The sequence below is a fragment of the Achromobacter mucicolens genome, assembly GCF_902859725.1.
Taxonomy (GTDB): domain Bacteria; phylum Pseudomonadota; class Gammaproteobacteria; order Burkholderiales; family Burkholderiaceae_B; genus Achromobacter; species Achromobacter mucicolens.
In genome coordinates this window covers 228560-253003 of the sequence record NZ_CADIJP010000008.1, presented here as the reverse complement: position 1 = coordinate 253003, position 24444 = coordinate 228560, and the positions used below count along the sequence as shown (strand labels likewise).

Here is a 24444-nt window from a genome sequence, read left to right as displayed (position 1 = left end):
GCTATTTCCAGCTTTCCTTACTCATCTCAAACCGATTCGGCGCCCCAGCCGCCGGATCGAAGTAATACTTGGGCTCCCGATAAACCAGCTCTTTCAACGCGGCATCCAGCTTCGGCAACTGGAAACTGGCAGCGCTACGCGCCTTCTGAAAATCCTCAATGCTGGCGGGCAGACGCTCCAGCGTCATCGACTCCAGCAAACACACCCATTCCCTGGCCAACACCCCGCACGAATCCTTGACCATGACCGGTTGGTCGTCCGGCAGCTTGAATCCATCCATCAGCACCACGTCGCCCGCCTTCAGCGTGATCGTGGCCAACGGCGTGAAGAGCAGCTCGGTGTCAACGCCAGCAACAGGCACCATCTCCGCCGTGCGTTCGTGGAATGCGCGTTTGGCGTCCTCGACCCAGCGATACTCCCGCGCGGCCTCATTGCAGCCTTCCCCGAAGCGCAGCATGACCTGGCAACCTTCGCCCAGCCCATCCTCGCCGGGTGCAAGCGGCGTCCATGGTCCTGTCTTCTTGAAGTCGACATCCGCCGTCTCCGTCAGCGTTGCCATGCCCAGATCTTTCTGAAAGTCCATCGACTTGGCGCGCGCGTCCGTGTCCGGCAAGGCCGTCCGCGGCTGGTGATAGGTAATGCGGTTGAGCCGGTATTCGCCGGGCCAGACCGGAATCACCTGATACGTCAACCCGCCGCGCGTCGTCTGAAACATCGGCCCGAGGTCGGCGGCATCGAACTTGTGCTTGCCTTGCCCCACCGTCATCGCGTATCCCTTCTCGGTCACATGCTGCCAATGCAAAAGCGTGCTGCTCTGGCGCGTGAATTGGTCCCGCGTGGCGGCATCATCAAAATCGCGCTGCGGCTGCGCATCGAAATTGACGGTCGGCATCACCACCAGCGCCATGTCCTCGCGGGCTTGATCCAGCAGCTTGTCGGTATTCGCGCGATGTCGCTCCCTCAGGGCTGCGGCCTCGGCGTCCAGCGCGCGATCCGTTGGCGACTGTGCCAACGCAGCAAGCGGGGCGAACAGGACAGACATGCATACAAGGGCAACCACGCGGCGAAACAGGGTCATCGGTCTTCGTTCCTCTGTGAGTTCGACTGTTGAGCAAACAGGCGCCTGCCACCATCGGGCTGAATCCTGCCAGCGCGAAATCGGGCGAGACGGCCAGGGCATCATATCGCGGCAAGTGTCGGCGGAATGCGCCAAGCCGCATCGCGCTATTGGCCGCGCCGCACACACGCCCGTGCGCGTGCCGCCGCACAGAGTAGACTGGCAGCCTCTCTCAACATTCCGAGTCCCCCTTCATGCTCGTTAAAGCTCTACGTGTCGGCCTGGGTCAAATCATTGTCTTGGGCGACGCGCTGACCCGTCCGCGTCCGCAGAAGCGCGCGCCGCAAGGCCAGGCCGTCGTCAACGCTGACGCGGCCGCGCTCTCGCTGTATCAATTCCAGGCCTGCCCCTTCTGCGTGAAGACGCGCCGCGCCATGCACCGGCTCAACGTGCCGATCGCGCTGAAGGATGCCAAGCACGACCCCGAAGCGCGCGCCGCGTTGCAGGCGGGCGGCGGCAAGGTTAAGGTGCCTTGCTTGCGCATCGAAGACGCCGAGGGCACGCGCTGGATGTACGAGTCCAACGACATCATCGCCTACCTGGAAAAGCGGTTTGCCAACGTCGCCTGATTGAGCCGCACGATCATGATGCCTGCCGTGATTCGGATGACCATTGCGCTATGCGCCACCAGCCTGCTCGCCGCATGCGAACCGTCGCTGCCGCCACCGCCGGCCGGGTCGAAGCTCACCGCTGAAACTATCGCTACGCGCGAGGCGCCGCCCGAACATCAGTTCAAGGGCGTGCTTGCGGGAAAGCCCATTCATCTGCTTGCGCACAACTGCAAGGTGTATCGGGTTGACCCAGCCGAAGGGGAGAACGTGAGCTGGACGCTCGTGCTGGAAGGCGATTTCTACCCCCTACCGACGTCCTGCTTGAGTCAATCGATCACGCAGGAGAAGGGCGGTGTGAAGGTCTTCATCGGGCGGCAGGCGCTGGGCGCCGGCGGCTGCTGCACGGGCACGCCCGAGTATCGGTCCAAGGATGGCGTGACTTGGAAGCCGAACTGAAACCGGATCGGTTTCGTTCAGTCAGGAAATTCCTCCATCAAGATGGGCACCGCAAGGTTGCAGGAATGGATGCCCATGACGGTCGTCAACTGAATCGCTTCCAGGATCTCGGCGCGGGTTGCGCCATGCGCAATCGCATTGCGCATATGCCGCCGCACACCTGGTCCATACAAGTGGGTTGTCGCGGCGTTGATCGCAATCAGGATCAGTTCTTTATATTTCTGCGGCAAGGGTCCGTTACGCTGCGGGACGCTTCTGAACGCAAGATAGGCCTCCATGAACTGGGGATCCAACGCCCGTAACTGGTCCCACAACGGATTCCAGTCTCCCTTGGCGATGTGCTCTTCACAGAGCGGTGTGCTGTCAGGTTTCAATCTTGTCTCCTCAATGGCGTGAAGCATCCGAAAGCATGAAGTCGGCCGCGCGCTCTCCGATCATCATCGCCGCCGCATTCGTATTGGATGATGCAATCGTCGGCATTACTGAAATATCGGCCACGCGCAGTCCAGCGATGCCGTGCACCTGCAAACGCGAATTCACCACGGATTCATCGGGTTTTCCCATGCGGCAAGTGCCGACGGTATGCCAGGCCGTTTGCCCCGATTCCTTGATGTAATCGAGCAAGCCTTCATCCGTCTCGATCGACGGGCTTGGTCGCTCTTCTGACACGATGACTTCCCGCATGGCGGGCTGGTCCGCGACTTTTCGAATCAGCCGCAGCAGATCGATAGCGCATTGCCTGTCTTGTTCATGCTGAAGGTAGTTTGGCTGGATCGCGGGCGCGACCTTTGGGTCAGCCGACACGCAATGCACATACCCGCGAGAGCGCGGATACAGCATGAACCCGCCAATCGAGAACCCGGAGAACTTGTCGATACCGCCGACGCCTGAACGCGAGTAGCGATCCTTGCCGCTGATGTGATAAATGCGGACCATCACATTTGGGTGTGGCAATTCAGGCTTGGTTCGGGTGATCGCATGCGCCGTCGACGACGTGCCTGCCATCAACCCCTTGCGCGTCAGGACATACTGCAGACCCGCCTTCATGCGATAGAACGGACTACGCATGATGTCGTTGATGGTTTCAGGAATGGAGGTGCGATACGTGCAACGCACCTGCAAGTGGTCGCTCATGTTCTCGCCCACGGCCGGTAGGTGCCGCACCACAGGAATACCCAGGTCTTTCAGACGCTGCTGGTCTCCAATGCCGGATAGCTCCAGCAGTTGGGGCGACTGGACCGCACCGGCGCTCAGTACCACTTCCACGGCTGCATTTGCGATCAGTCGGCGTCCTTCGTGCTCGTACTCGACGCCGGTGCAGCGTCCACCCTCCACGATGACCCGGCGCACGAATGCGTTGGTGCGGACCGACAGGTTCTTACGATTTCGCGCCGGCTTCAGATAGGCCACGGCCGATGTTTGGCGTCGCCCGTTCCGTGCGTTTTGCTCCAGGTATCGCACGCCTTCATACGGACCGCCGTTGTAGTCAGGCGTCCGCTTTATCCCAGCTTGCAAGCATCCGTCCACAAAGGCGTCCGAAATCGTGTCGGGGTCGCGAACGCCACGGTCGGTGATCCACACCGGGCCATCTTTACCCCGCAGGGCGTTCTGGCCGTACGGATAGGTTTCCATCTTGGCGAAATAGGGCTGGATATCCGCAAAGCGCCAGTGATCGACGCCCATCTGGCTCCAACTGTCGTACTCGGCCGGATCGCCCCAGACGTAGGCCATGCCATTGAGCGCACTGGAGCCCCCCAGCACGCGGCCTCGCGGCCAGTACACCTGCTGCCCCGCCATGCCAGGCTGCGGTTCTGTGCGAAAAGGCCAGGCGTATTTCTCGTTGGTCAGCAGCTTGCCGACGCCCAATGGGATATGAATCCACATATTGGCGTCTTCACCGCCGCCCTCCAGCAGCAATACGCGGTGGCGCCCGGATGCGGAGAGCCGATTGGCCAGGACGCACCCTGCAGAACCTGCACCGACAACGACAAAATCGAAGGTTTCTGCAGCCATCGCTACTTTCCAGCCCGATTCTTGAAGGAGTCCCGGCGAAAGCTGTAGAGCGCGTTCGGATCGACCTTCACATCGACCACGGCGGGCTGGCCGCAACGGATTGCTTCCTCGATGGTCTGGGCAAGACTGTTGGCCGAATCGACACGGAACCCTTTGGCGCCCCACAGTTCAGCAAGCTTGTCGAACGGGGGATTACGGACATCGGCGCCGATATAGCGTTCTCCGAAGAAGTCTCGCTGATAGGCTTTTTCGGCGCCCCAGCAGCCGTTGTTCATCACGATGCAGACGGTGTTGATGCCGTGTTCCACCGCAGTGCCGAGTTCGCTGCAGGCCATCCCAAAGCCGCCATCGCCCATCAGGCTCACAACGGTACGAGAGGGATCGCCCAGCTTGGCGCCCAACCCGCACGCGTACGAGAAACCCACCAACCCAAAGTCCAGCGGGGTCAGCAGCGACGGGGTCTGCACGTAACGCAGCTGGTCCGTGGCCTGCAGACACAGGGTGCCGGCGTCCATTGTGTACAGCGCATCGTCGGGCATGACCTCCCGCAAGGCGCGATACAGGAAGCCTGGTTGAATGGGATCGCTGGCGCTGCCGGCCGCCGCATCACGGGATGCAAGCAGCGCGGTTCGCTGCTCGACGAAGGCGCGCATCCACTCCCGCGCGGCCGCAGCAGGCTGATGGCCGCTAAGCGCTGCCACCAGGTCATTGGTGACGCAACCGGCATCGCCCAGGATGCCGACCGCGACCGGAAAGAAGCGTCCGATTGCCGTGGGCTCCACTTCAATCTGGATGATTTGCGCGTCCGGGTTCAGCGCATCGGCCTGATAAAAGGTGGAGTTAAAGCCTAGCCGTGTCCCGATCGCCAGGATGACATCGGCGCGCTTGACGAGATCCGTTGCGACAGGATTGCCGCGCGGTCCCATCTGGCCTGCATAGACGGTTTCATTGCACGACACCGCATCGCCGTGTCCCGGCGACATCGTCACCGGCGCATTCAGCAACTCTGCAAGCCGCACTACGTCCTTGCCGTGACGGCCGGCCTTGACGCCGCCCCCTGCAATGATGACCGGGCGCTTCGCCTGCCGCAGCAGATGCGCGGCCTGTTCAATCAAAGCCTGCGGGCCTGTAAATGCCTGCGGGACAAACACTTTGCCGCGCGCGGGGAAATCGGGCGCCTCGAACGCGTCGGCAAGCAGATCCCGAGGCAGATTCAACAGCACCGGTCCCTGTCGGGGAGACAACGCCGTGCGGTGCGCTTCCCCGATCATTTCCGGGATTCTGGACGTTTGGGTCAACGTGTAGGTTCGCTTGGTCACCGGCTTGAACAGCGAATGCTGGTCCAGCTCTTGGAAGGCATCCCTTTGCGCATGCGCCGACGACAGCAGGCCCGCCAACGCGATAACCGGAGAATAAGCCGCCTGCGCCTGTGCCAGTCCCGTCACCAGATTGGTCGCGCCTGGCCCGTTCTGGCCCGCCAGGAAAACGCCCGCTTTGCCCGTCATGCGGGCATAGCCATCGGCCATGTGCACACCTGTGCGTTCATCACGCACGCCCACAAAGCGCACGTCTTTTGCACCATGCAAGCCGTCAAATACTTCCATCCCCGCCGAGCCTATCAAGCCCAAAACACATTCCGTGCCTTGTTCGCGCAGAGCTTCGACCACCGCCTGGCCGCCCGTCAAAGTCGTCATTCCGGTTCCCTTTCAAAAATCAGTTTGAGGTGTTCAAGATCTTTCCGTACTTGGAAATCTCTGATGCGATGTATGCGTCGAACTCTTGCAATGTCTTGGACCGGGACGTCAGGCCCTGACCTTCGAGCCACTGACGGATCTCGGGGTCTTTGTTGATCTCTGCAAGATGCGTGGCCAGCGTCTGCTTGACGGAGGGATCAGTCTTCGCGCTCATGATCACGCCGTACCAGATGCCGTAATCAAAGCCAGGCGAGACGCTTTCATCCAGCGTGGGAACGTCAGGCGCCAATGGAGATCGCTCTTTGCCGGTGATGGCCAAGGCTTGCAACTTGCCATCGCGCACGTACGGCAGCGCTTGCGCAATACCGGGGAAAGACGTGTCGACCCGGCCCGCGACGACTTCCATCATTCCTTCGTGCACGGCCTTGTACGGAATGTGTTCCAGCGGTGCGCCGGATTCGCTGCTGAAGTAGCGTCCGGCCATGTCGGTGGCCGAATTGATCCCTGCCGACCCGTAGCTGAAGGGTGCCGATCGCTTCTTTGCTTTGTCCACGAAATCCTGGATCGATTTGAACTTCGCGTCGGGATTCACCACCATCAGGATTGGCGTGTCTGCCAACAGCGCCACCCCTGACAGATCCTTCAAGGTGTCGAAGGGCATGTCCTTGAACACGGATGGGTTCACCGCATAAGACGACGAGACGAACAGCATCGTGTTCTGCTTGGGGTCTTCTGCCAGCAGCCGCTGCGTACCCACCATGCCGCCCGCACCCGGCCGGTTCTCGACGACGATAGGCCGCCCCAACTTCGGGGACAGCTTTTCGGCGTACTTGCGCGCAATGTTGTCGATCATCGCGCCGGCACTGAAGGGCACGATGATCTTCAGTGGGCCGTTGCCGGGCACATCTGCCCGGGCGTTGCCGAACGGCGTCATGGCCAAAGCCGCGAGCGTGAGCACGATAGCTCTGGCGTTTTTGCCTGTTTTTTTCATGTCTCCTCCCCTTGTGGACCGATAAGGAAAGGTCATTCTATAAGCCTAATGTTCAAATGTCGACATTTGAGCATTTGTTTTTTCTACTGAGATGGACCCTCCTATAGGGTCTATTGCTCTTCGAAAGTCTTCAGCGCCGCATCGCGATTCTGGATGGCCAACCGGTAGTGAAGCTGGCTGGCAGCTTCGGCGTCATGACGCGTGATGGCGTCGACGAGCTCGGTCCACGTCGCCAAGGAACGCCTGCGCCGTTCTTCTGCCACAAGCCCCATCCGAACATAGCGACCAATACGCAATGCCAGATCGTCGACATACCCCACCAGCGTCGGGTTATCGGACATTTCAGCGATCAACGCGATCAGGCGCGCGCTCTGTTCCACATACTTATCGGTATCCAGAACCGTCGAAGCCAGCTTTTCCAATAGCGCGTTCAGCTGCTTCGCCTTGACGTCATCGCACTGCTCCGCGGCCAGCCGGGAACATGTCGCCAGCAGCGAGGCACGAATCGCGAACAGATCGTGCAGCTCTTTGGAGGACAACTGCGTCACGCGCGCCCCTTTCTGCGGAAGGATGTTCACCATCCCCCGCATTTCAAGCAATCGCAAGGCCTCGCGGATACTGGCCCGGCTGACGCCAAAGCCTTCCGCGAGCTCGTTTTCGCGAAAACGATGACCCGGCCCGAAGTCGCCTTTGGCAATGGCCGCGGCCAATTGGCTTGCAATCTGGAGGGGCAACGTCTTGAGCAGGCTTTGAGCGTCGAGCATCGCGTAGGGAAGTTGTGAAACGACCCGATATTGTATCGTTCGATACCTGCGAGGTGCCGCCGGCGAGAGCGGTCGTGCCGCCAAACGTACAGGCACTTCCACGACCGTCTCATCAAACACAAGCGCGTGTCCGCGCATCGCGCCGCCTTCCTCAAACTGCGCGCCGCTACAGGTCAACCATCGGCCGTGGGGCTCAGTCCGGCGGAAGCTGCTTGGCCGGCGTCATACGACCCCGCGTCATCGATTCCAACACGCCATCCCGCCGCACCCAGCCATGAAACAACGCCGCGGCCAGATGCAGCAGCACCGTCGCGAACAGCAGAAAGGCCAGATAGCGATGCGCACCGCGCAGCCAACTGAATAAGGCTGCATCCGCAGGCGCAATGGGCGGCAACTGCCAACCGCCCGCCACAACCGGATAACCCCCCGCCGACAGCATCGCCCAGCCGATCAGCGGCATCGCGACCATCAGCGCATACAGCAGGACGTGAGAAGCCAGCGCCGCATGACGTTGCCAAGCCGGCAGATCAGCCGGCAACGCAGGCGCGCCCTTGAATACACGCCTGGCCAGCCGTATGCACACCAGCGCCAACAGCGCCAAGCCCAACGGCTTATGGATCTGTACCAGCCACTGATGCCGCTCGGACACCGATGCCACCATGCCCACGCCGATGAACAACATCGCAAGAATGCCGGCCGCCATCGACCAATGCAGCACGCGTGCGAATAGGCTGAACGTGGCGGGCGGCCGGCGGGTTTGAGTAGGCGACGAGATCATTGGGCGCGCTCCGGTTGGGTCGAATGGGATGACGCAGCGGCGGCCTGAGGCGGCCCTTCGCCCGTGCGGCGTTCATAAGAGGCCGCATACGCCGCGGATCGCGCCGCCAGCAGCGGATCGTCGGACACGGCGATACCTTGCGGCAACACGGTGGGGTCGTAGTTCACGTCGCGGCACGGGCCGTCGCTTTGCGGTGCGCTGCTGGTGATCACCACGGTGCCGGCATCAATGGTCGGCCGGTCCGCCGGCCACTGTCGCGTTGCGTCGCTGGTGGAATCGCCGGGCTGGCCCAGCGTGAGCAGCAGACGCCACCGCAACGGCCCTTGCGTTAGGCGCTGTTGCAGGTCGCCTTGCAAATAGTCGGCATCGTGTCCCGGCTGCGCCACAGGCGCCGCTGCAGCGTCCAACGGCGCCAACTGCCAACGCACCGGCTGACGCTTTCCGTTCCCATCGATCAGGTAGAACGCGTTCAGGCCGTAATAGTCTTCGGTCGCGTAGCTGGCCGAAGGCTTGGCGGTCTTGGCCCACGCGCGGAATGCGCCCGCTTCCGGATGCGCCGCGAAGAACGCCTGCATGCGCTGCGGATCGGGCTTGCCTGTCTTGGGGTCGGGCCGACCGGCTAGCTGCTGATCGTAGAACGCCTGCGGGGTCGACAGCGGAAACACCGGCATGCTGTTCATGCCGGTTCGCCATTGCTCGCCGTTGGCGGACGTGAACATCAAGGCAAAGCTACGGATCGGAACGCTGGAGTCCGACGCATAAGGGTTGCCGCCAGGTAGGGCCAATCGTCCGATCACCGGCGTGCTGCCCGAGGCGAACACCGCAGCGGTGGATATCTCGTGTGCCGCGCCGCTGCTTTCAAAGCGGCCGATCACACAGACGCCTTTGGCGTGGTTGCGCCGAAAGCCCTCGTGGACGCCGCTGTTGGCTTCCAGGGCGTTCACGATGCGGTCGGGCGTCAGGCGCTGCGGATCGAGCCAGCCGCCCACGTAGGCGAACGCGGCGCCGGAGGCGAGGACGATGGCACCGATTGCGGTGAGGCGAAGGAGGGTTTGCGGGGTGGTGAGCGGCCGGGGCTTCTGGGGCCGGTCTTTCGGCGACTGGCCGTCTTGGTGCGCTGCACCCGCCGATTGGCGATTCGGCGGCAGGCGGCCCGGCGGCTGGCGCCCTGGTGGCGTTTGACCCGGCGACGGGCCGTTGCGGTCAGATCCTTGTTGCATAAGGCTCCTTGCCCATGGGGCGATGAATACCCCTGTAGGACGCCGTGCGAAAAAAGTTATTCCCCCATGGAATAAACCCGCCGGAGCGGCGTCTTACTGCATTGACCTGTAAGCTGGTTGCGCAGGCCTGTCCCAGGAACCCGCCATGATTCAACCGGTCCGCGTGCCGCCCGACGCGCCGGCATCCACCGACGACGAGATGCCAGCGGAAGAACTCTCCGACGCCGTGCTGCGCCAACTACTGCCGCGCCTGCGGCGTTTTGCGCTGCGCCTCACGCGCGATGCGGTCGCGGCCGACGACCTGGTGCAATCCACCTTGGAAAGAGCGCTGACCCGCTGGCGCGGTCGCCGTCCGCAAGGCGACGTGCGCGCGTGGCTCTTCACCATCCTGTACCGCCAATTCCTGGACGCCCAACGCCGCTCGCGCCGCTATGCGCGACTGCTGTCATGGTTTGCCGGGTCCGACGCCGCCGCGCCGTCGGCCGAACGCGAGGTCATCGCGCGATCTTCCCTGGATGTCTTCGAACGCCTGCCCGAGGCGCAGCGCACGCTGCTGTGGCTCGTCAGCGTGGAAGGCATGAGCTACAAGGCCGTCGCCGATGTTTTAGACGTACCGCTGGGCACCGTCATGTCGCGCCTGTCCCGCGCGCGGAGTGCCTTGCGTGAATTGCATGAGGGCCAGGCCGGCGAGGCTCGTCTGAGGATATTGAAATGAAAGAACGCGCTATCGATGATCTGACGCGTAATGCGTATGTGGATGGACAGTTGGATCCGTCGCAATTGCAGGAGCTGCAGGCGTATTTGCGGGCGCATCCGGATGAGGCGCAGGAGTTGGAGGCGTGGCGGCGGGATGCGCAGCGGCTGAGGGAAGGGGCTGGCGGGGAGGGTTTGCCGGGTAATCCTGCGTTGGATCCTGCTGCGGTGCGCGCGGGGCTAAGGGTTCGTATGCGGCGGCGTATGGCGATGGCGGCTAGTCTGGTTGTGGCGGTGGCGATTGGCGGCGTCACGGGATGGAGTGCTCGGGATACGACCTTGGCGAATCGGGTGTTGCCGATGCAGGACGCGATGCAGGCTTATCGGCTGTTCGCGTCAGCGGATGCGCCGCAGCCGGATGTGCGGGCGGATGCTGGGGATTTGCAGGGGTGGCTGGATGCGTATTTTGCGCATGCCGAGCGGTTGCCTAATTTGAGCGATAGCGGGTTTAGGCCTGTTGGTGCGCGTCTGTTGGCTACCGATCAGGGGCCGGCGGCGCTTGTTATCTATGAGAATGCGGGGCAGCGCGCTACGTTCTATATTCGGCCGCCTGGGCCGGGGGGGCAGTTTCTGGCGCAAGGGAGCCGGAAGGAGGGCGAGCTGGTGGCGCGGTATTGGTCGGGGCGGGGGTACAACTATGCGCTGGTGACGGCGGGGGATGGGCGCGGTCAGCCAGTGCAGATGGGTGAGTCGTGACGCCTAAGAGAAATTGACGCCTCAGATCACGCAATTGTTCGTCAATATCTAACGGTTCGGGCCTGTCGAACATCGCGGCAGGCTCGAGCCGTTCCTGCGATTACTGCATCGATGCAGGTGCGTCGTGCGTAGGATCGGCGCGACCGACGTCTTGTGCGCACGCTCGTGCCGATTCCAGCATGGCATCGGTAATGGCGCCCATGTGGTCACACAGGCCTTCCACGCCGCCCATCAATGCCGCCACGGTCCACGCGTCCAGCGGCTGCGAGCCAGTTGCATCCGGTTCAGAGGCGCTGTTACCGACAAGGCGAGCGATCGAAGCGATGGCGTATCGGGCGCGATCGATGTTGTAGAGGTGCGAAAGGGGAACCAGGCCGTGTTCGGGGTTGGTGTCAACGGACCAGGGATTTTCGGTGAGGGGGTGGGATTGCATGACTTACTCCGACGATATAGAAGTCCCGCTGCCCCACTTCCAAATGGGGCGGGCGGGCACAGGACAAGGTTGGAAGACCGGATCGTCGGAACCGGCGTGCGACTAGCGCACCCCTGCCGAGGCCCGCCCATTGGGCGCGCGGAGGCGTGTCGACTGGGAGGTCAACACCGACGAATTCTCCGGCTTCCACACCGGGCTACCGTTGGTGGCGGTAGTCGCGGGAGTATAAGGCGTAGAAGGGCTTAACAATTGAGGAGGGATAAATTGACCACTAAGGCAGCACATATCTCGCAATTCTTTTCGCCATACGAACGCCTACCTCGAGCAGGCATCATTTCATTACACATGTCTCGTCGCAAACGTCGCTAAACGCCGCGGTCTTGCGAGTGGGCTCGCGATTCGGCAACGCAGTGTTCATTGCCCGCAGCACGGACGCCTATCCGGCTAATGCTATTCATCTCATCTCAACGATATAGTTTGTTACATCGCGTGCTAGTATGGGGAAAATATTGAGGGCTTACGAATGATTCGGGTTCTTGAAATTAACCTGGGTGAACACGGTGTGCGCCTCCCCCGCTCCCACGTCGGAATGGTCATCGCGCAACCCTATGTAGCATTTTCGAACGTTGAACCGTTTCCACTCAAACATGAGCTGAGGAGCACAGCTCTGGAAGGCATCGACGCGACCTTTGACGTTGCCCGGCGATGCCATCATGGAGCCGAAAAGACGCACTTCACTATCTTTCCTGAGTGCACCCTAGCCGGCCTGGCCAGTTTTGATCGCATTGTTGCGCTGATGACGGTTAAGGACTGGCCTTCCGGCACGGTCGTAATCGGGGGCTTTGAAGGATTGACGCGGGCTCAATTTATCGAACTCGTGGCGCGTCCAAACACGACTTACGACCACGAAAACAATTCCCTCGACCGTTTGCACGACGACCAGTGGGTTAACTGTTGTGTCACTTGGATCAAGTCAGATTCAGGCGATGTAGTGTCATGGATTCAACCGAAGCTAGAACCGGCGGGAGTTGAGTTGTACGTTCCGCACGAGCGCATGTTTAAAGGACGTTCGATCTTCCGTTTTAGAGGCACTTATGCCAATGGAAACGCACCATATCAGTTCGCGACGCTGATCTGCTTCGACTGGATTGGCTCCCGCGATGATCGCCGGATTTGGGAATGGCTCCTGCACGATATTGAGCAAGTAGCGGGAGCTCTTCATGCTCAATTACCGTTAACGTGGATGTTCGTGACGCAGTGCAATCCGAGCCCTTCGCATGCATCGTTCATGCAACAGGTCCAACCCTTCTTCAGTTCGGCACTTTTCCCTAGCGTGCTCCGTGACGACACGTGCTTGATCATGGCAAACGTAGCTGGGAATCCAGTGCCAGGCGCCGCAGCATCCTATGGCCGCTCCGCTGTTATCTTCGCGAGTCAAAAGTTCCAAAAGCCCGAATGCTCTCCCACAGTCTGCGGGGGAGGTTCGGCTCAGCGTCCAGGCAACCCACTCGAGAACTATAGAGACACGGTGTTCCGCGAACGAGGGGCCTGCATTCATTCATTCCTTCTGTCGAATCCAGTAGCACTGCCACCTGGTGCCGCAGGTAACCGACCAGCGCTTACAGACGCCACCGTGCATCCATTCCCTGGCACAAAGGACCCGCGGGCACCGGCGAAAATCGTCCCTGCAGTGGTCAAGTGGATGAACGATGAGTTGGATGACAAAGAGAAGTGTCTGGCTGAAAAATTTCCAACGTGGCACCTATCGCCCGAAATCGGTAGGGCGCATCAGAGAGCGGTTGAGCAACTAAGGTGGCTTTCTGCCGGGGCATTGAACCAGGCCGTATTGGTCGCAAGTCCTGGAACTAAGCCGATGCCAGACAGCTGGGAGACTAAGCAAGGAAATGCGGTCAAGCATGTGTTGAACACCTTTTCCATTTTGGACGCAGCGCAATTTCAACCGCAGCTGCACTCGTCCACTTCGCACGCGACTATTCACAAAGATGAAATAGGCATCGATGTTGTCGCCGTATTAGCGAGAAGCCACGAAGAGTGCGATAAGCATGTAATGGACCTGGCGCTCAATCGCCGGGGGCCTTTACTCATCGTAAGCCGAGACGATGAGAACACAACATGGAACTCGGCGTTCGGGAGCTTTTTGACTCGAGGTGAAGAGAGAAATGCGGAGTTTGACATCACCGACCCGCGAAGCGCTGTCATCCACCTGGGATTTCAGGACCTGTTGAATGCGGTGCGAGGTGCTGCAGATCAAGCAACGCTGAGAGAATTAATCAATGACTCCATCTCTTGAGACGTCAAATCTTCCCACTACCCTCCGAAGAGTGCTTCAGATTCAGCTTAGGACGGCTGAGTTCCGGGAGGAAACGCTACATGTTGACCATGTCCCGGCTCTGATCATGCTTAACGGGCATAGCGTCGTGGCCTTCGCAACTGGAGGCCAACAAGACTATGAAGTGCTCTACGCAGCTTTCAAAAAGCTCTTTCTCAAAAACAGTGAAGAGTGGTCTGCAAAGGATGTCTCTTTCGTTTTCTGCTTGCCTCCGGGCGCCTCAGTCGATGAATCATTTTGCTCTCGTGTTGAAGTAGACGTCTACTTTTGCCGCAAATACGTCATTCAACTAGTGAAAGACGTCCACATCAGCCTGGCGCGTCTGCCGTTCCTTCCTTTGACTCCGGTCTCCGGCACTGCTAGTCGCCCGCCGACAGCTCAAACTCTCCTCGCTCAACGCGACATGAGGCCGGCTCTGGCAGCTGCATTGGTAGTGCCTGCCCGCATGAGTGCAGAATCCATTCTCAACGCCAGTTTAGAGGGAAAGTACGGCAGTCCCCACAGGGTCGAAGGCACTGCTGCGGTATTGGAAGCAGAGCTAGTCGAAGAGCGAGTACAGGCCACGTTGCAGTCAATATCTATCCAGAATTTTCGCGCGTACCGCGAAAAAAAGGAGTTTGCGCTGGGAGCGGCGATTACCGTCCTGTACGGTCCAAATGGCTTCGGTAAGACGTCTTTTTTCGACGCCGTGGACTTCGTCGCAACTGGAGGAGTGCTACGACTGAACAAGTCCAATTCGAGCTTAGACGCAGCTGCTCGGCACCTCGACAGCACGGTTCATGAAGATGCCGTCGTTTCCTTAACAGTGGAGCGCGCTGGCACGCAATATGTAATTTCGAGAAACCTCGCCGATCCCGCCAACGCAACGGTCAATGGTAAACCAGCAAATAGGAAAGACGTCCTCAGCCTGTTGACGGGTGGAGTTACTAACCCTTCGGACAGACTCGAAAATATGGTGGCGCTCTTTCGCGCAACGCACCTGTTTAGCCAAGATAGCCAAGAGCTCACCCAAGATGTGGCAGAGAAGTGTGAGCTGCCATCAGATATCGTGTCCCGCATGTTGGCATTTGAGGACTACGTTGGCGGCCTAAAAAAAACCAATGACGTCCTAAAACTGGCCCGCCAACGGATTTCGCAAGCAAAAGCACGCGCAGAGCAGGCAGCTGCGACGGCAACAGCCGATCGCATAGAGATCGATCGATTGGAGAAGCTCGCTTCGACATCATCCTCCGCGACGCAATTGGATGCCCGATTCCGGGACTTAGAACTGGCTCTCGAGTCGTCGGGGTTCGATACGACGAGCTTGAGGATGCGCGACACGCGTGGGACGCGCGCGATGCTGAATTCAGCTGCAGCAGAGGCAGGTTCGGAGCAGATGGCCGCAGGCAAGGCGCTCGAACGATTTATCAGGCTTCAAGATCTCAATCAAAAGCGTGAGTCTCTCCAAGCGCGCATAAAAGATCTAAAAGTTGAACTTTTGACGGCCGACACCGAAGCGTCCGAGTCGGCTGCACAAGTCGTCGCCCTATCGAGCGAACTCGCGGAGAAAAGACAAGCCGCAAAAAGCGCTCAGAACGCGAGAGACCGGCTGCAATGGTCAGTCTTGATGCTGCCGGAATATTCTCGCCTATCAACGGCCGTATCCGCTTCCGGGCGCGCACTTGCCAAGCTTACCGCCGAGAGGGATGAGCAGGCAGATGTGAAGCGAAGAACTGATCGCGTTAAACAGGCCGCGACAGCCGACGTTGAGGCGAAGCAGAAAGCGCAAAAATTGGCCTCGCTCGCCAGGTCCGAGATTGAAAATCTTGTTAACCGTCATGCCGAATGGAAGACATTCGCCCCGCGGTACCAAACCTTGGCACCGATCATCAGTAAGCTAGCAGATGCGATCGAAACTTACCGATCGCAAATCGAGAAAATGAAGCTGGCTGAAAAGGAGCAGCAGCTGGTCATTTCTCGGATTGAACACAAGCTTCGAACCGCACAAGAAAAAGACTCCTCGCTAAAGTCGCTCATCTCGAATCTTCGCACGCATATCGATGGCTCCGTGTGCATCCTTTGCGGACACGACCATGGTAGCGAAGCTGCGCTTTTGGATGCAATCGACGGGCGGCTTCAACTAAGCGAAACCCTGATCGAAATAAGTAATGTACGTAGTGCAGAAATGGCCAAGCTGGAGGCCCTGCGATTGCGGCGTCAAAATGCATCTGATGCCATAGCACGTGAAACTCTCAAGCTGCAAGATGCGCAGAATGAGCGGGATGGACTTGAACACCGATGGACGGTAGTCGAGGCTTCATTGCGGGATCGAGGTCTTGATCCAGCAGGCGATACGACGGAACCACTAGCCTCCCATTCACATGAATTGCTCGCCGAAGAGTCGGCGGCAACAAACGCGACCTCCGCAGCCAAGAAGGCACTCGCCGATGCCGAACAGGCTGCGAAGGATGCATCACAAATACTTGATGCCATAGAGCAGAAGCGCAGGACAGTGGCCGAGGCGCTTGATGCTTCCCGGAACCAACTGGACAAGTTGCTAGCGGAAGCGCATCGCCGGGCGGTGAACTTCGACCTTGGAGTGGCGGCATTGTATGACGCCCAGTTGAAGGCCGACGCGCAACTCACAAAGGCTCTCGAAGAATTGGAGGTTAGTAATAACGCACTGGAGATGGCGAAGATTTCGGACGCGGCGGTGAAGGCGCGGCTCGCACAGACTCAACGTCAAGAGCAGTTGGACTTCAAGGCTTGGAATTCATGGCAACTGGAGAGACAACATCTAACTGTGGAACAGCAAAACGCGGGATACAACGGTGTCTCGTCGGAAGACGAAATTCGTTCTCTCATTCGAGCTGCGAGTGCGCGCGTCGCGATTGCTTCTGACCTTAGCCGTCGCGTTGCGGAGATTGAAGTGGCCTTGGATACTGCAGCAACCTCAGCCGCGTTCGATAACCTCCGACAACGAATTGCCGCCAACCGGAAGATAATTCACGAAGCACAAGCTGAGATCGCGCAGATCGAACCGTGGACGAAATACTTCGCAGAGATTGCAAAACTTTTGGACGAACAGCAAGCCCTCGCTACAAATCTTTTTATCAATGAGTACGGACCACGGACCGCGGTGATCCAACAACGGCTCCGTCCAGTCTACGGATTTGGTGATATCGACGTTTCGAGTAACGGATCCCGAATCGGGATCAGCGTTAATCGGAAAGGTGCAGATCTTCGGCCAACAGACTATTTCAGTCAGTCCCAAGTTCAGACACTTGTGCTAGGTCTTTTTTTGACGGCGTGTAGTTCACAGACATGGTCTGGGTTTTCGTCCATCATGATGGACGACCCCGTCACGCATTTCGATGACCTCAACACCTACGCTCTGCTAGACCTAATCGCTGGTTTGCAGACATCTCCGGAGGGGGCTCGTCAATTTGTTATTTCCACTTGCGATGAAAAGCTGCTCCAGCTAGCGCGCCAGAAGTTTCGACACTTAGGCGGTAAAGCTAAGTTCTATCGGTTCCAAGCTATAGGCGCCGGAGGTCCAGTTGTTTCAGAAATTCCTGCTTGAGCGGCACAAAATCCGGGCAGTCCCAGACAGCCCCCTCTGCAACAGTTCGCCGTCCTTCACGAGGAGCGCTTTACTCGGCCCGAAATCGACTCACAGCCGGCTGGCTAGCTAAAGATGCACCGTCAGAGTAAATGCCTAGAACACAAAAAATCTGACGCTCCCGGGCAGTCCCGTCAGCGTGGCTGCCATGGCTGCCATGCATTTATGGGTACCCGACGCGCTCCCCAGATCGGCTGGGATCGCTTCGCCTAGCTGAAGGACCGATCCCATTCCGCCGATGCGCCTCGCCACCCACACCGTCGCCCCCCCACACCCGGCATCCTCCACCACATGCCGCACCACCTCAAACCCACTCCCCCCCAACAACTCCCGATACTCCACACCCTCCAAACTCCCGTGATACAACGCCCTCCCTTCAAACTCCCCCATCGCCTCACCCAACCCCGGCCCGCTCGTAAACATCAACACCGCCCCCGGCGCAGCCAGCCGCCCGAACTCCTCAAACATCCCCCGCTGATCCCCTGGCGATAAATGAAAAAAGCTATGCCAAGCGATCAAGCCATCAAACGGCCCCGCAACCGGCATCTTGCGCATATCCCCAGCAACCCATTGATGCTCAGGAAACGCCGCCTTCGCCCGCTTCAATAACGGCACCGACGTATCCACACCCGTGATCCGGCACCCACGCTCAATCAGATACTGAGCAATCGGCACCCCAAACCCACACCCAATATCCAACACCCGCGGACTCGTCCCCGGCAGCAGCGCCAGAAACGCATCCAGCCAAACGCGCTCGATCAGCCCCGTTCCACGCAGCCGCACAAACGCATCGGCATGCTCCCGATAGATCGACACCACGTCATCAGCAGGCGACTTGCACATCTTCAAACTCCCGTAACCGCGACCAAAAGCCCAGCTCCTTCCTTGGCGAACGAATCACCCGCACACGCCCGCATCCCCATGGAAGCACTCCCAAGCCTCCGCTTCAATATCCTCAATCACCACCCCATCCTCACCCGCGATGGTGAACTGCTCCTGGCTATCGCCAATACTCGCCGCACCATCCAACCCCAGCAGCAGCGAATACATCGTGTCCCGCAGCGCCAGATCCAAAACGCCACGCACACCCTCAAGCTGTTCCGGCGACAACCCCAACCCCCGCACCTTGGCCGCAACCGCACTCCCGCCATCCGCCGCCATGAACGTCTCCAACAGCTCACCCCGCAGCGCATTCCAGTTGCCGACAAATTCCTTCGCGTCCATTCGATTCCCTTAACGTGTCCCAACCCGCGGCCGCATACCCAACCCCAACCGCGATCCCATCAATCCAAAAAAAACAAGGGCCGCATAATCGCGGCCCCTGCATTCACATCCTTCTAACCCTCATCAAGCCTTACGGACCTGCGCAATCAGCGCATCCAGTTGCTTCAGCATCGAATCCACTTCCTCAGCCGTCACGTTCAGCGCGGGCATGAAGCGCAGCAGGTTCGGACGCGGGGCGTTCAGCAGCAGACCTTCCGGCGCCTGATTACGCGCAGCCTCGACAATCGCCGGACCATCATCACGATCCATCACCAACGCGCGCAGCAGGCCCATGCCGCGTTCGCCCTTCATGCCGTACTTGGCCGAGATGGCCAGCAGGCCTTCGGACAGTTGCTTGGCGCGGGCGTTGACCGCGTCCATGAAGCCCGGCGCGACCAGCGCGTCGAAGACGGCGACGCCGACGGCGGTGGTCAGGGGGTTGCCGTTGTAGGTGCCGCCTTGGTCGCCGTGTTGGAACACGCTGACTTCCTGACGGGCCAGCAGGGCGGCCAGCGGCACGCCGCCGCCGATGCCCTTGGCCAGCGTCATGATGTCGGGGACGACGTCAAAGTGCTGGTAGGCGAACATCTTGCCGGTGCGGCCCATGCCGGTCTGGACTTCGTCGACGATGAGCAGCAGTTGGTTTTCATCGGCCAGCTTGCGCAGGCCTTGCATGAATTCCTTGGTGGCGGGCAGCACGCCGCCTTCGCCTTGGACGGGTTCCAGCATGATGGCGACGGTTTTGTCGTCGATCAGCTTGCGCACGGATTCCAGGTCGTTCAGTTCGGCCTTGGGGAAGCCTTCGACCTGCGGGGCGAACATCTTGTCCCAACCCGGCTTGCCCGATGCGGACATGGTGGCCAGGGTGCGGCCGTGAAAGCCGTGGTTCATGGTGATGATCTTGTAGGCGCCGTTCTTCTTGACCTGGCCCCACTTGCGCGCGAGCTTGATGGCGCCTTCGTTGGCTTCGCCGCCGCTGTTGGCGAAGAAGACGCGGTCAAAGTCGGATGCGCCGGTCAGGCGCTGGGCCAGCTCGATCGAGGGGATGTTGTAGAACGCCGGCGACGGGTTCATCAGCTTTTGCGACTGTTCGACCAGCGCGCGCTGCATTTCGGGCGCGGAGTGGCCCAGGGTGTTCACCGCCCAGCCCTGCACGAAGTCCAGATATCGCTTGCCCGCGTGATCCTCCAGCCAGGATCCCTTGCCGCTGACGAACACGAGGTCCGGGCGGGAGGTGATCTCCATGAGGGTGTTGACGTTGAACTGGCTGAATTCCATGGCGGTTCCTGCGGGATGTAAGGACAGGGGATGAAGGGAATTTCGGGGAACTTCCCCGGGGGAAGCGCGAAAAGGCAAATGTAGCACCGACGGGGGGATGCTATCGTGACGCTACCCCTCCGATCTGCCCCGGGCCGGCCTCACAAGGGCTGCCAGCGCGGGCGCTCTATTTTATGCAGGCGATGCGCCCCTCGCGCGCCGTCCGCCGTCGCTTTTTACTGACCAATCATGAAACGTATTCTTTCCAGTCTTGCCGCCGGCCTGGCGTTGGCCGCCGCCATGACCCCCGCTCACGCGGAATTTCCCGACCGTCCCATCCGTCTGATCGTGCCGTTCCCGCCGGGGCAGGCGACCGACATCTTTGCGCGCGCGCTGGCCGAGAAGCTGGGCGCGGCGGTCAAGCAGCCGATCGTGGTGGAAAACCGCGCGGGCGCGGGCAGCAATATCGGCATGGAGCAGGCCACGCGCGCGGCGCCGGACGGTTACACGCTGGTGATCGCGGGCAGCGCCGCGGCAGTGAACCAGACGCTCTATAAGAACATCAACTACAGCCTGACGAAGGATTTCGCGCCGGTGTCGGGCGTGTTCTCGGTGCCGCTGATGTTCCTGGCGACGCCGGCGTCGGGGATTACGTCGCTGCAGCAGCTGGTGACCCAGGCTCGTGCGAATCCGGGTGAACTGGCGTATGCCAGCGCGGGGATTGGCGGCACGCAGCATTTGTCGGCCGAGATGTTCAAGGCGGCGGCGGATATTGATATTCGCCATATTCCGTACAAGGGCAGCGGTCCGGCGCAGGCGGATTTTCTGGGGCATCAGGTGCCGCTGATGGTGGACTCGGTGACGGCGGGCCTGCCGCACGTGCAAAGCAAGAAGGCCGTGGCGCTGGCGGTCACGACGGCCAAGCGGTTGCCGCAGCTGCCGAATGTGCCGACCGTGGCGGAATCGGGTTATCCGGGGTTTGAGGCGATTGGCTGGGCGGCGGTGCTGGCGCCCAAGGACACGCCTGCGGAGATTACGAATGCGCTTAGCAAGCAGATCGGGCAGGTGTTGAATACGCCGGAGATGCAGAAGTTCTTCCGGGATCGTGGGGCCGAACCGATGCCGCTGACGCCTGAGGCGACGGGGACGTTCATTGCCTCGGAAGTGGATAAGTGGGGCAAGGCGGTGAAGCAGTCGGGCGCGCAGGTGGATTAAGCGCGACGCTGGGTTGATACGGAAGGCCGTTCCTGGAAAGGAACGGCTTTTTTGTTTGGGCGAGAAACTTGGCTTGGCAGGTGTCTGCCCGCGATCCAAACCAGTGCCGCCGCGCCCGCCAACGGCGCATCGGGCGCACCAGAACGGGGCAGAACACGCACTGCCCCCGGCGCCTCCCCGCGCAGCCTACATGGCACAGAACTTGCATCTCCTCGCTTTGTATACCGACTTGGTGTGCAACGCATTGACCCGACCGGGCAGTGCGGGCCCTGGAGAGTTCCTTATGAAACGCAGAACCCTGTTGCTGTCCCTTTGTGCCGCCGCCAGCATCCTGGCCGCGCCCCTGTCGCACGCCGACGCGCTGGACGATATCGTCAAGGCGGGCGTCATCAAGATTGCGGTGCCGCAGGACTTTCCGCCGTTTGGGTCGGTGGGCGCCGACATGAAGCCCCTGGGCTATGACATCGATACCGCGCAGCTGATCGCCAAGCAGTTGGGTGTGAAGCTGGAACTGGTGCCGGTGACCAGCGCCAACCGCGTGCCCTACCTGCAGACCAAGAAAGTGGACCTGGTGATCTCCAGCCTGGGCAAGAACGCCGAGCGCGAGAAGGCCATCGACTTCTCGGACGCCTATGCGCCGTTCTTCAATGGCGTGTTTGGCCCGGCGGACCTGAAGGTGTCGTCGGCCGCGGATCTGGCGGGCAAGACCATTGGCGTGACGCGCGGCGCGGTGGAAGACATCGAGCTGACCAAGATTGCGCCGGAGTCGGCCACGCTCAAGCGGTATGAGGACAACAACGGCACGATCACGGCGTTCCTGTCGGGTCAGGTGCCGATGATCGCAACCGGCAACGTGGTTGCGGCTGCGATCCTGGCGCGCAATCCGCCCAAGAAGCCGGAAACGAAGTTCCTGATCAAGAATTCGCCGTGCTACATCGGCCTGAACAAGGACGAACCGAAGCTGCGCGCCCGCGTGAACGACATCCTGGCCGCGGCCAAGCGTGACGGTTCGCTGTCGGCGATTTCGCAGAAATGGCTGGGCGCCGAACTGCCCAAGGATCTGTAGGCTGCGCGAGGCCGTCATGGCTTACCAGTACGACTTTTCCTCGGTGTTCGAATACACGCCGGTGCTGATCAAGGGCATCGGCGTCACGATCGAACTGATCGCGTTCGGCGCGGTGGCGGGCGTGGCCCTGGGCATCGTCTGCGCGTGGGTGCGCACGCAGGGCCCGGCGTGGCTGCGCGCGCCGGTCACCGCCTATATCGAGCTGATCCGGAACACGCCGTTCCTGATCCAGCTCTTTTTCGTGTTTTTTGGCCTGCCGTCGCTGGGCATCCAGCTGGGCGAGATGCAGGCGGCGTGCCTGGCGATGGCGCTGAACCTGGGCGCCTATAGCGCCGAGATCATCCGCGCCGGCATCGACGCCACGCCGCGCGGGCAGTACGAGGCGGGCGCCAGCCTGGCGCTGTCGCGCCTGCAGGTGTTCCGGCACGTGGTGCTCAAGCCGGCGCTGATGCGCATCTGGCCGGCGCTGTCTTCGCAGATCGTGATTGTGATGCTGGGGTCGGCGGTGTGCTCGCAGATCGCGGCCGAGGACCTGACCTTTGCCGCGAACTTCATCCAGTCGCGCAACTTTCGCGCGTTCGAGGTGTATTTCGTGACGACCGGGATCTATCTGGTGCTGGCGGTCCTGCTGCGCCAGATTCTGCGCCTGACCGGACGGCGGCTTTTTCGCAAGGCGGCAAGATGATCGAGTTCTCGACCTGGGACATCGTGCGCAACCTGCTGCTGGCGGCGCGCTGGACCATCGTGCTGTCGCTGGCGGCCTTTGCGGGCGGGGCGCTGATGGGGTTGCTGGCGCTGATGATGCGCACGTCGCGCGTGGCGGCGATGCGCCGCATCAGCTGGGCGTACATCGAACTCTTTCAGGGCACGCCGCTCCTGATGCAGCTCTTCCTGGCGTTTTTCGGGCTGTCGCTGATCGGCGTGGAGGTGCCGCCGTGGCTGGCTGCCGGCGCGGCGCTGACGCTATGGTCGGGCGCGTTTCTGGCGGAAATCTGGCGCGGGTGCGTGGAAGCCGTGCCGAAAGGACAGTGGGAAGCGTCGGCCAGCCTGGCGCTGGGCTACGTGCAGCAGATGCGCTACGTGGTGCTGCCGCAGGCGCTGCGCATTGCGGTCGCGCCGACCGTGGGCTTTGCGGTGCAGATCGTCAAAAGCACGGCGCTGACCTCCATCATCGGCTTCACGGAACTGTCGAAGGCGGCCACCGTGATCACCAACGCCACCTTCAGTCCCTTCACTGTCTATGCCTGCGCCGCGCTGATCTACTTTGCGCTGTGCTGGCCCCTGTCGCGCCTAAGCCTCCGGCTGGAAAGGAAGTTGCATGCCCCTCATCGCCCTTGAAGACGTCCGCAAACGGTTCGGCGACAACGAAGTCCTGAAAGGCGTGACTTTGCGCGTCGATCCCGGCGAGGTCATTGCCATCATCGGCAAGAGCGGCTCGGGCAAGAGCACGCTGCTGCGTTGCATTAACGGGCTGGAGCAGATCGACGGCGGCGCGATCATGGTGGCCGACGCGCAGTTGGGCGACGACGAGCTGCGCCTGCGCGCGCTGCGGCTGAAGGTCGGGATGATTTTTCAGCAGTTCAACCTGTTTCCGCACCTGACCGTGGGGCGCAACGTGATGCTGTCGCCCATGGTGGCCAAGCGCGTGCCCGAACGCGAGGCCGAGGACATGGCCCGGGCCATGCTGACCCGCGTGGGGCTGGCCCACAAGTTTGACGCCTGGCCGGACGAATTGTCCGGCGGCCAGCAGCAGCGCGTGGCGATTGCCCGTGCGCTAGCGATGCAGCCGCTGGCGCTGTTGTGCGACGAAATCACGTCGGCGCTGGACCCGGAGCTGGTCAATGAGGTGCTGTCGGTGGTGCGCGAGCTGGCTGCCGACGGCATGACGCTGCTGATGGTGACGCACGAAATGCGCTTTGCGCGCGAGGTCTGTGATCGCGTGGTGTTCATGCACCAGGGGCGCGTGCACGAGATCGGTCCGCCGGAACAACTTTTCACGGCGCCGGCCACGCCGGAATTGCGGCAGTTCCTGGGGATGACGAATCTGGCGGCGTGAGCTTGGCCTATCAATCAGGACCGGGATGTTCCGCCCCCGTTTGAAGGCGGTGTCGGGCCGTTCCCGCACTCCCTTTTGCGCCCACCCGAAAGTAAAAATGCACCACTTGTCCTGGTGCGCATGCCTCTATCGCGGGTGCGGCGCGGTTCCTATATTGGACCTGTCCGCCG

General features: G+C 60.8%; 23 protein-coding genes. 11 read left to right on the top strand and 12 right to left on the bottom strand.

The window, feature by feature from the left end:
• Position 1: 1 nt before the first annotated feature.
• Complete coding sequence (locus HV786_RS12695; RefSeq protein WP_128829711.1) at positions 2 to 1078, bottom strand: hypothetical protein; 1077 nt, start codon at positions 1076 to 1078, stop codon at positions 2 to 4.
• 233 nt (positions 1079 to 1311) lie between these two features.
• On the opposite strand from HV786_RS12695, the gene HV786_RS12690 reads away from it, so the two are divergent.
• Together HV786_RS12690 and HV786_RS12685 are read left to right on the top strand one after the other, a co-directional pair.
• Complete coding sequence (locus HV786_RS12690) at positions 1312 to 1686, top strand: glutaredoxin family protein (protein WP_128829710.1); 375 nt, start codon at positions 1312 to 1314, stop codon at positions 1684 to 1686.
• A 15-nt stretch (positions 1687 to 1701) separates the two neighbouring features.
• The gene (locus tag HV786_RS12685) at positions 1702 to 2124 is read left to right on the top strand and encodes a hypothetical protein (RefSeq protein ID WP_128829810.1); all 423 of its coding nucleotides are present in this window, start codon (positions 1702 to 1704) and stop codon (positions 2122 to 2124) included.
• A gap of 17 nt (positions 2125 to 2141) precedes the next feature.
• Here HV786_RS12685 and HV786_RS12680 read toward each other — a convergent pair whose 3' ends face one another.
• The 7 genes from HV786_RS12680 to HV786_RS12650 all read right to left on the bottom strand — a co-directional run bounded on the left by HV786_RS12680 (position 2142) and on the right by HV786_RS12650 (position 9584).
• Positions 2142 to 2498, bottom strand: coding sequence for a carboxymuconolactone decarboxylase family protein (locus tag HV786_RS12680; RefSeq protein WP_227741326.1), 357 nt, complete (start codon positions 2496 to 2498; stop codon positions 2142 to 2144).
• Between the two features lie 10 nt (positions 2499 to 2508).
• On the bottom strand, positions 2509 to 4137 hold the full coding sequence (locus HV786_RS12675; RefSeq protein WP_128829708.1) for a GMC family oxidoreductase: 1629 nt from the start codon (positions 4135 to 4137) through the stop codon (positions 2509 to 2511).
• 2 nt (positions 4138 to 4139) lie between these two features.
• On the bottom strand, positions 4140 to 5831 hold the full coding sequence (locus HV786_RS12670) for a thiamine pyrophosphate-binding protein (protein ID WP_175211011.1): 1692 nt from the start codon (positions 5829 to 5831) through the stop codon (positions 4140 to 4142).
• A 19-nt stretch (positions 5832 to 5850) separates the two neighbouring features.
• A complete protein-coding gene (locus HV786_RS12665) occupies positions 5851 to 6822 on the bottom strand; it encodes a tripartite tricarboxylate transporter substrate-binding protein (RefSeq protein ID WP_063954186.1) in 972 nt (323 codons plus the stop codon).
• A gap of 110 nt (positions 6823 to 6932) precedes the next feature.
• Positions 6933 to 7586 (bottom strand): GntR family transcriptional regulator, encoded by a 654-nt coding sequence (locus HV786_RS12660; protein WP_175211009.1) that lies wholly within the window; start codon positions 7584 to 7586, stop codon positions 6933 to 6935.
• A gap of 193 nt (positions 7587 to 7779) precedes the next feature.
• Positions 7780 to 8364 carry a cytochrome b gene (locus HV786_RS12655; RefSeq protein ID WP_128827811.1) on the bottom strand — a complete coding sequence of 195 codons (585 nt, stop codon included), beginning with the start codon at positions 8362 to 8364 and terminating at the stop codon, positions 7780 to 7782.
• Positions 8361 to 9584 (bottom strand): catalase family peroxidase, encoded by a 1224-nt coding sequence (locus tag HV786_RS12650; RefSeq protein WP_128827810.1) that lies wholly within the window; start codon positions 9582 to 9584, stop codon positions 8361 to 8363. The genes HV786_RS12655 and HV786_RS12650 overlap by 4 nt, the downstream gene beginning before the upstream one ends.
• A gap of 199 nt (positions 9585 to 9783) precedes the next feature.
• Here HV786_RS12650 and HV786_RS12645 point away from each other — a divergent pair, with 199 nt between their 5' ends.
• Together HV786_RS12645 and HV786_RS12640 are read left to right on the top strand one after the other, a co-directional pair.
• The gene (locus HV786_RS12645) at positions 9784 to 10299 is read left to right on the top strand and encodes a sigma-70 family RNA polymerase sigma factor (RefSeq protein ID WP_217284666.1); all 516 of its coding nucleotides are present in this window, start codon (positions 9784 to 9786) and stop codon (positions 10297 to 10299) included.
• Entirely contained in the window at positions 10296 to 11033 is a 738-nt protein-coding gene (locus HV786_RS12640) for an anti-sigma factor family protein (RefSeq protein WP_128827808.1), read from the top strand. The genes HV786_RS12645 and HV786_RS12640 overlap by 4 nt, the downstream gene beginning before the upstream one ends.
• 100 nt (positions 11034 to 11133) lie before the next feature.
• Here the strand turns inward: HV786_RS12640 and HV786_RS12635 are convergent, their stop codons facing one another.
• A complete protein-coding gene (locus HV786_RS12635) occupies positions 11134 to 11466 on the bottom strand; it encodes a hypothetical protein (protein WP_128827807.1) in 333 nt (110 codons plus the stop codon).
• Between the two features lie 523 nt (positions 11467 to 11989).
• Here HV786_RS12635 and HV786_RS12630 point away from each other — a divergent pair.
• Both HV786_RS12630 and HV786_RS12625 read left to right on the top strand, forming a co-directional pair.
• A complete protein-coding gene (locus tag HV786_RS12630; RefSeq protein ID WP_128830210.1) occupies positions 11990 to 13777 on the top strand; it encodes a hypothetical protein in 1788 nt (595 codons plus the stop codon).
• A gap of 127 nt (positions 13778 to 13904) precedes the next feature.
• Positions 13905 to 17378 (top strand): AAA family ATPase, encoded by a 3474-nt coding sequence (locus HV786_RS12625; RefSeq protein WP_175211006.1) that lies wholly within the window; start codon positions 13905 to 13907, stop codon positions 17376 to 17378.
• Between the two features lie 135 nt (positions 17379 to 17513).
• Here the strand turns inward: HV786_RS12625 and HV786_RS12620 are convergent, their stop codons facing one another.
• From HV786_RS12620 to HV786_RS12610, 3 genes are all read right to left on the bottom strand, one after another.
• A complete protein-coding gene (locus tag HV786_RS12620) occupies positions 17514 to 18260 on the bottom strand; it encodes a class I SAM-dependent DNA methyltransferase (RefSeq protein WP_128829705.1) in 747 nt (248 codons plus the stop codon).
• Positions 18261 to 18314: 54 nt separating this feature from the next.
• Positions 18315 to 18641: a hypothetical protein gene (locus HV786_RS12615; RefSeq protein ID WP_128829704.1), complete on the bottom strand. Its 327-nt coding sequence runs from the start codon at positions 18639 to 18641 to the stop codon at positions 18315 to 18317.
• Between the two features lie 123 nt (positions 18642 to 18764).
• Positions 18765 to 19958, bottom strand: coding sequence for an acetylornithine transaminase (locus HV786_RS12610; RefSeq protein ID WP_056327713.1), 1194 nt, complete (start codon positions 19956 to 19958; stop codon positions 18765 to 18767).
• A gap of 228 nt (positions 19959 to 20186) precedes the next feature.
• On the opposite strand from HV786_RS12610, the gene HV786_RS12605 reads away from it, so the two are divergent.
• From HV786_RS12605 to HV786_RS12585, 5 genes are all read left to right on the top strand, one after another.
• On the top strand, positions 20187 to 21152 hold the full coding sequence (locus HV786_RS12605; RefSeq protein ID WP_128829703.1) for a Bug family tripartite tricarboxylate transporter substrate binding protein: 966 nt from the start codon (positions 20187 to 20189) through the stop codon (positions 21150 to 21152).
• 283 nt (positions 21153 to 21435) lie between these two features.
• Positions 21436 to 22218: a transporter substrate-binding domain-containing protein gene (locus HV786_RS12600; RefSeq protein ID WP_108696636.1), complete on the top strand. Its 783-nt coding sequence runs from the start codon at positions 21436 to 21438 to the stop codon at positions 22216 to 22218.
• Between the two features lie 16 nt (positions 22219 to 22234).
• Positions 22235 to 22903 (top strand): amino acid ABC transporter permease, encoded by a 669-nt coding sequence (locus HV786_RS12595; RefSeq protein ID WP_056327707.1) that lies wholly within the window; start codon positions 22235 to 22237, stop codon positions 22901 to 22903.
• Complete coding sequence (locus tag HV786_RS12590; protein WP_063954198.1) at positions 22900 to 23556, top strand: amino acid ABC transporter permease; 657 nt, start codon at positions 22900 to 22902, stop codon at positions 23554 to 23556. Before HV786_RS12595 ends, HV786_RS12590 begins: the two co-directional genes overlap by 4 nt.
• Entirely contained in the window at positions 23537 to 24274 is a 738-nt protein-coding gene (locus HV786_RS12585) for an amino acid ABC transporter ATP-binding protein (protein WP_128829702.1), read from the top strand. Before HV786_RS12590 ends, HV786_RS12585 begins: the two co-directional genes overlap by 20 nt.
• Positions 24275 to 24444 lie beyond the last annotated feature (170 nt).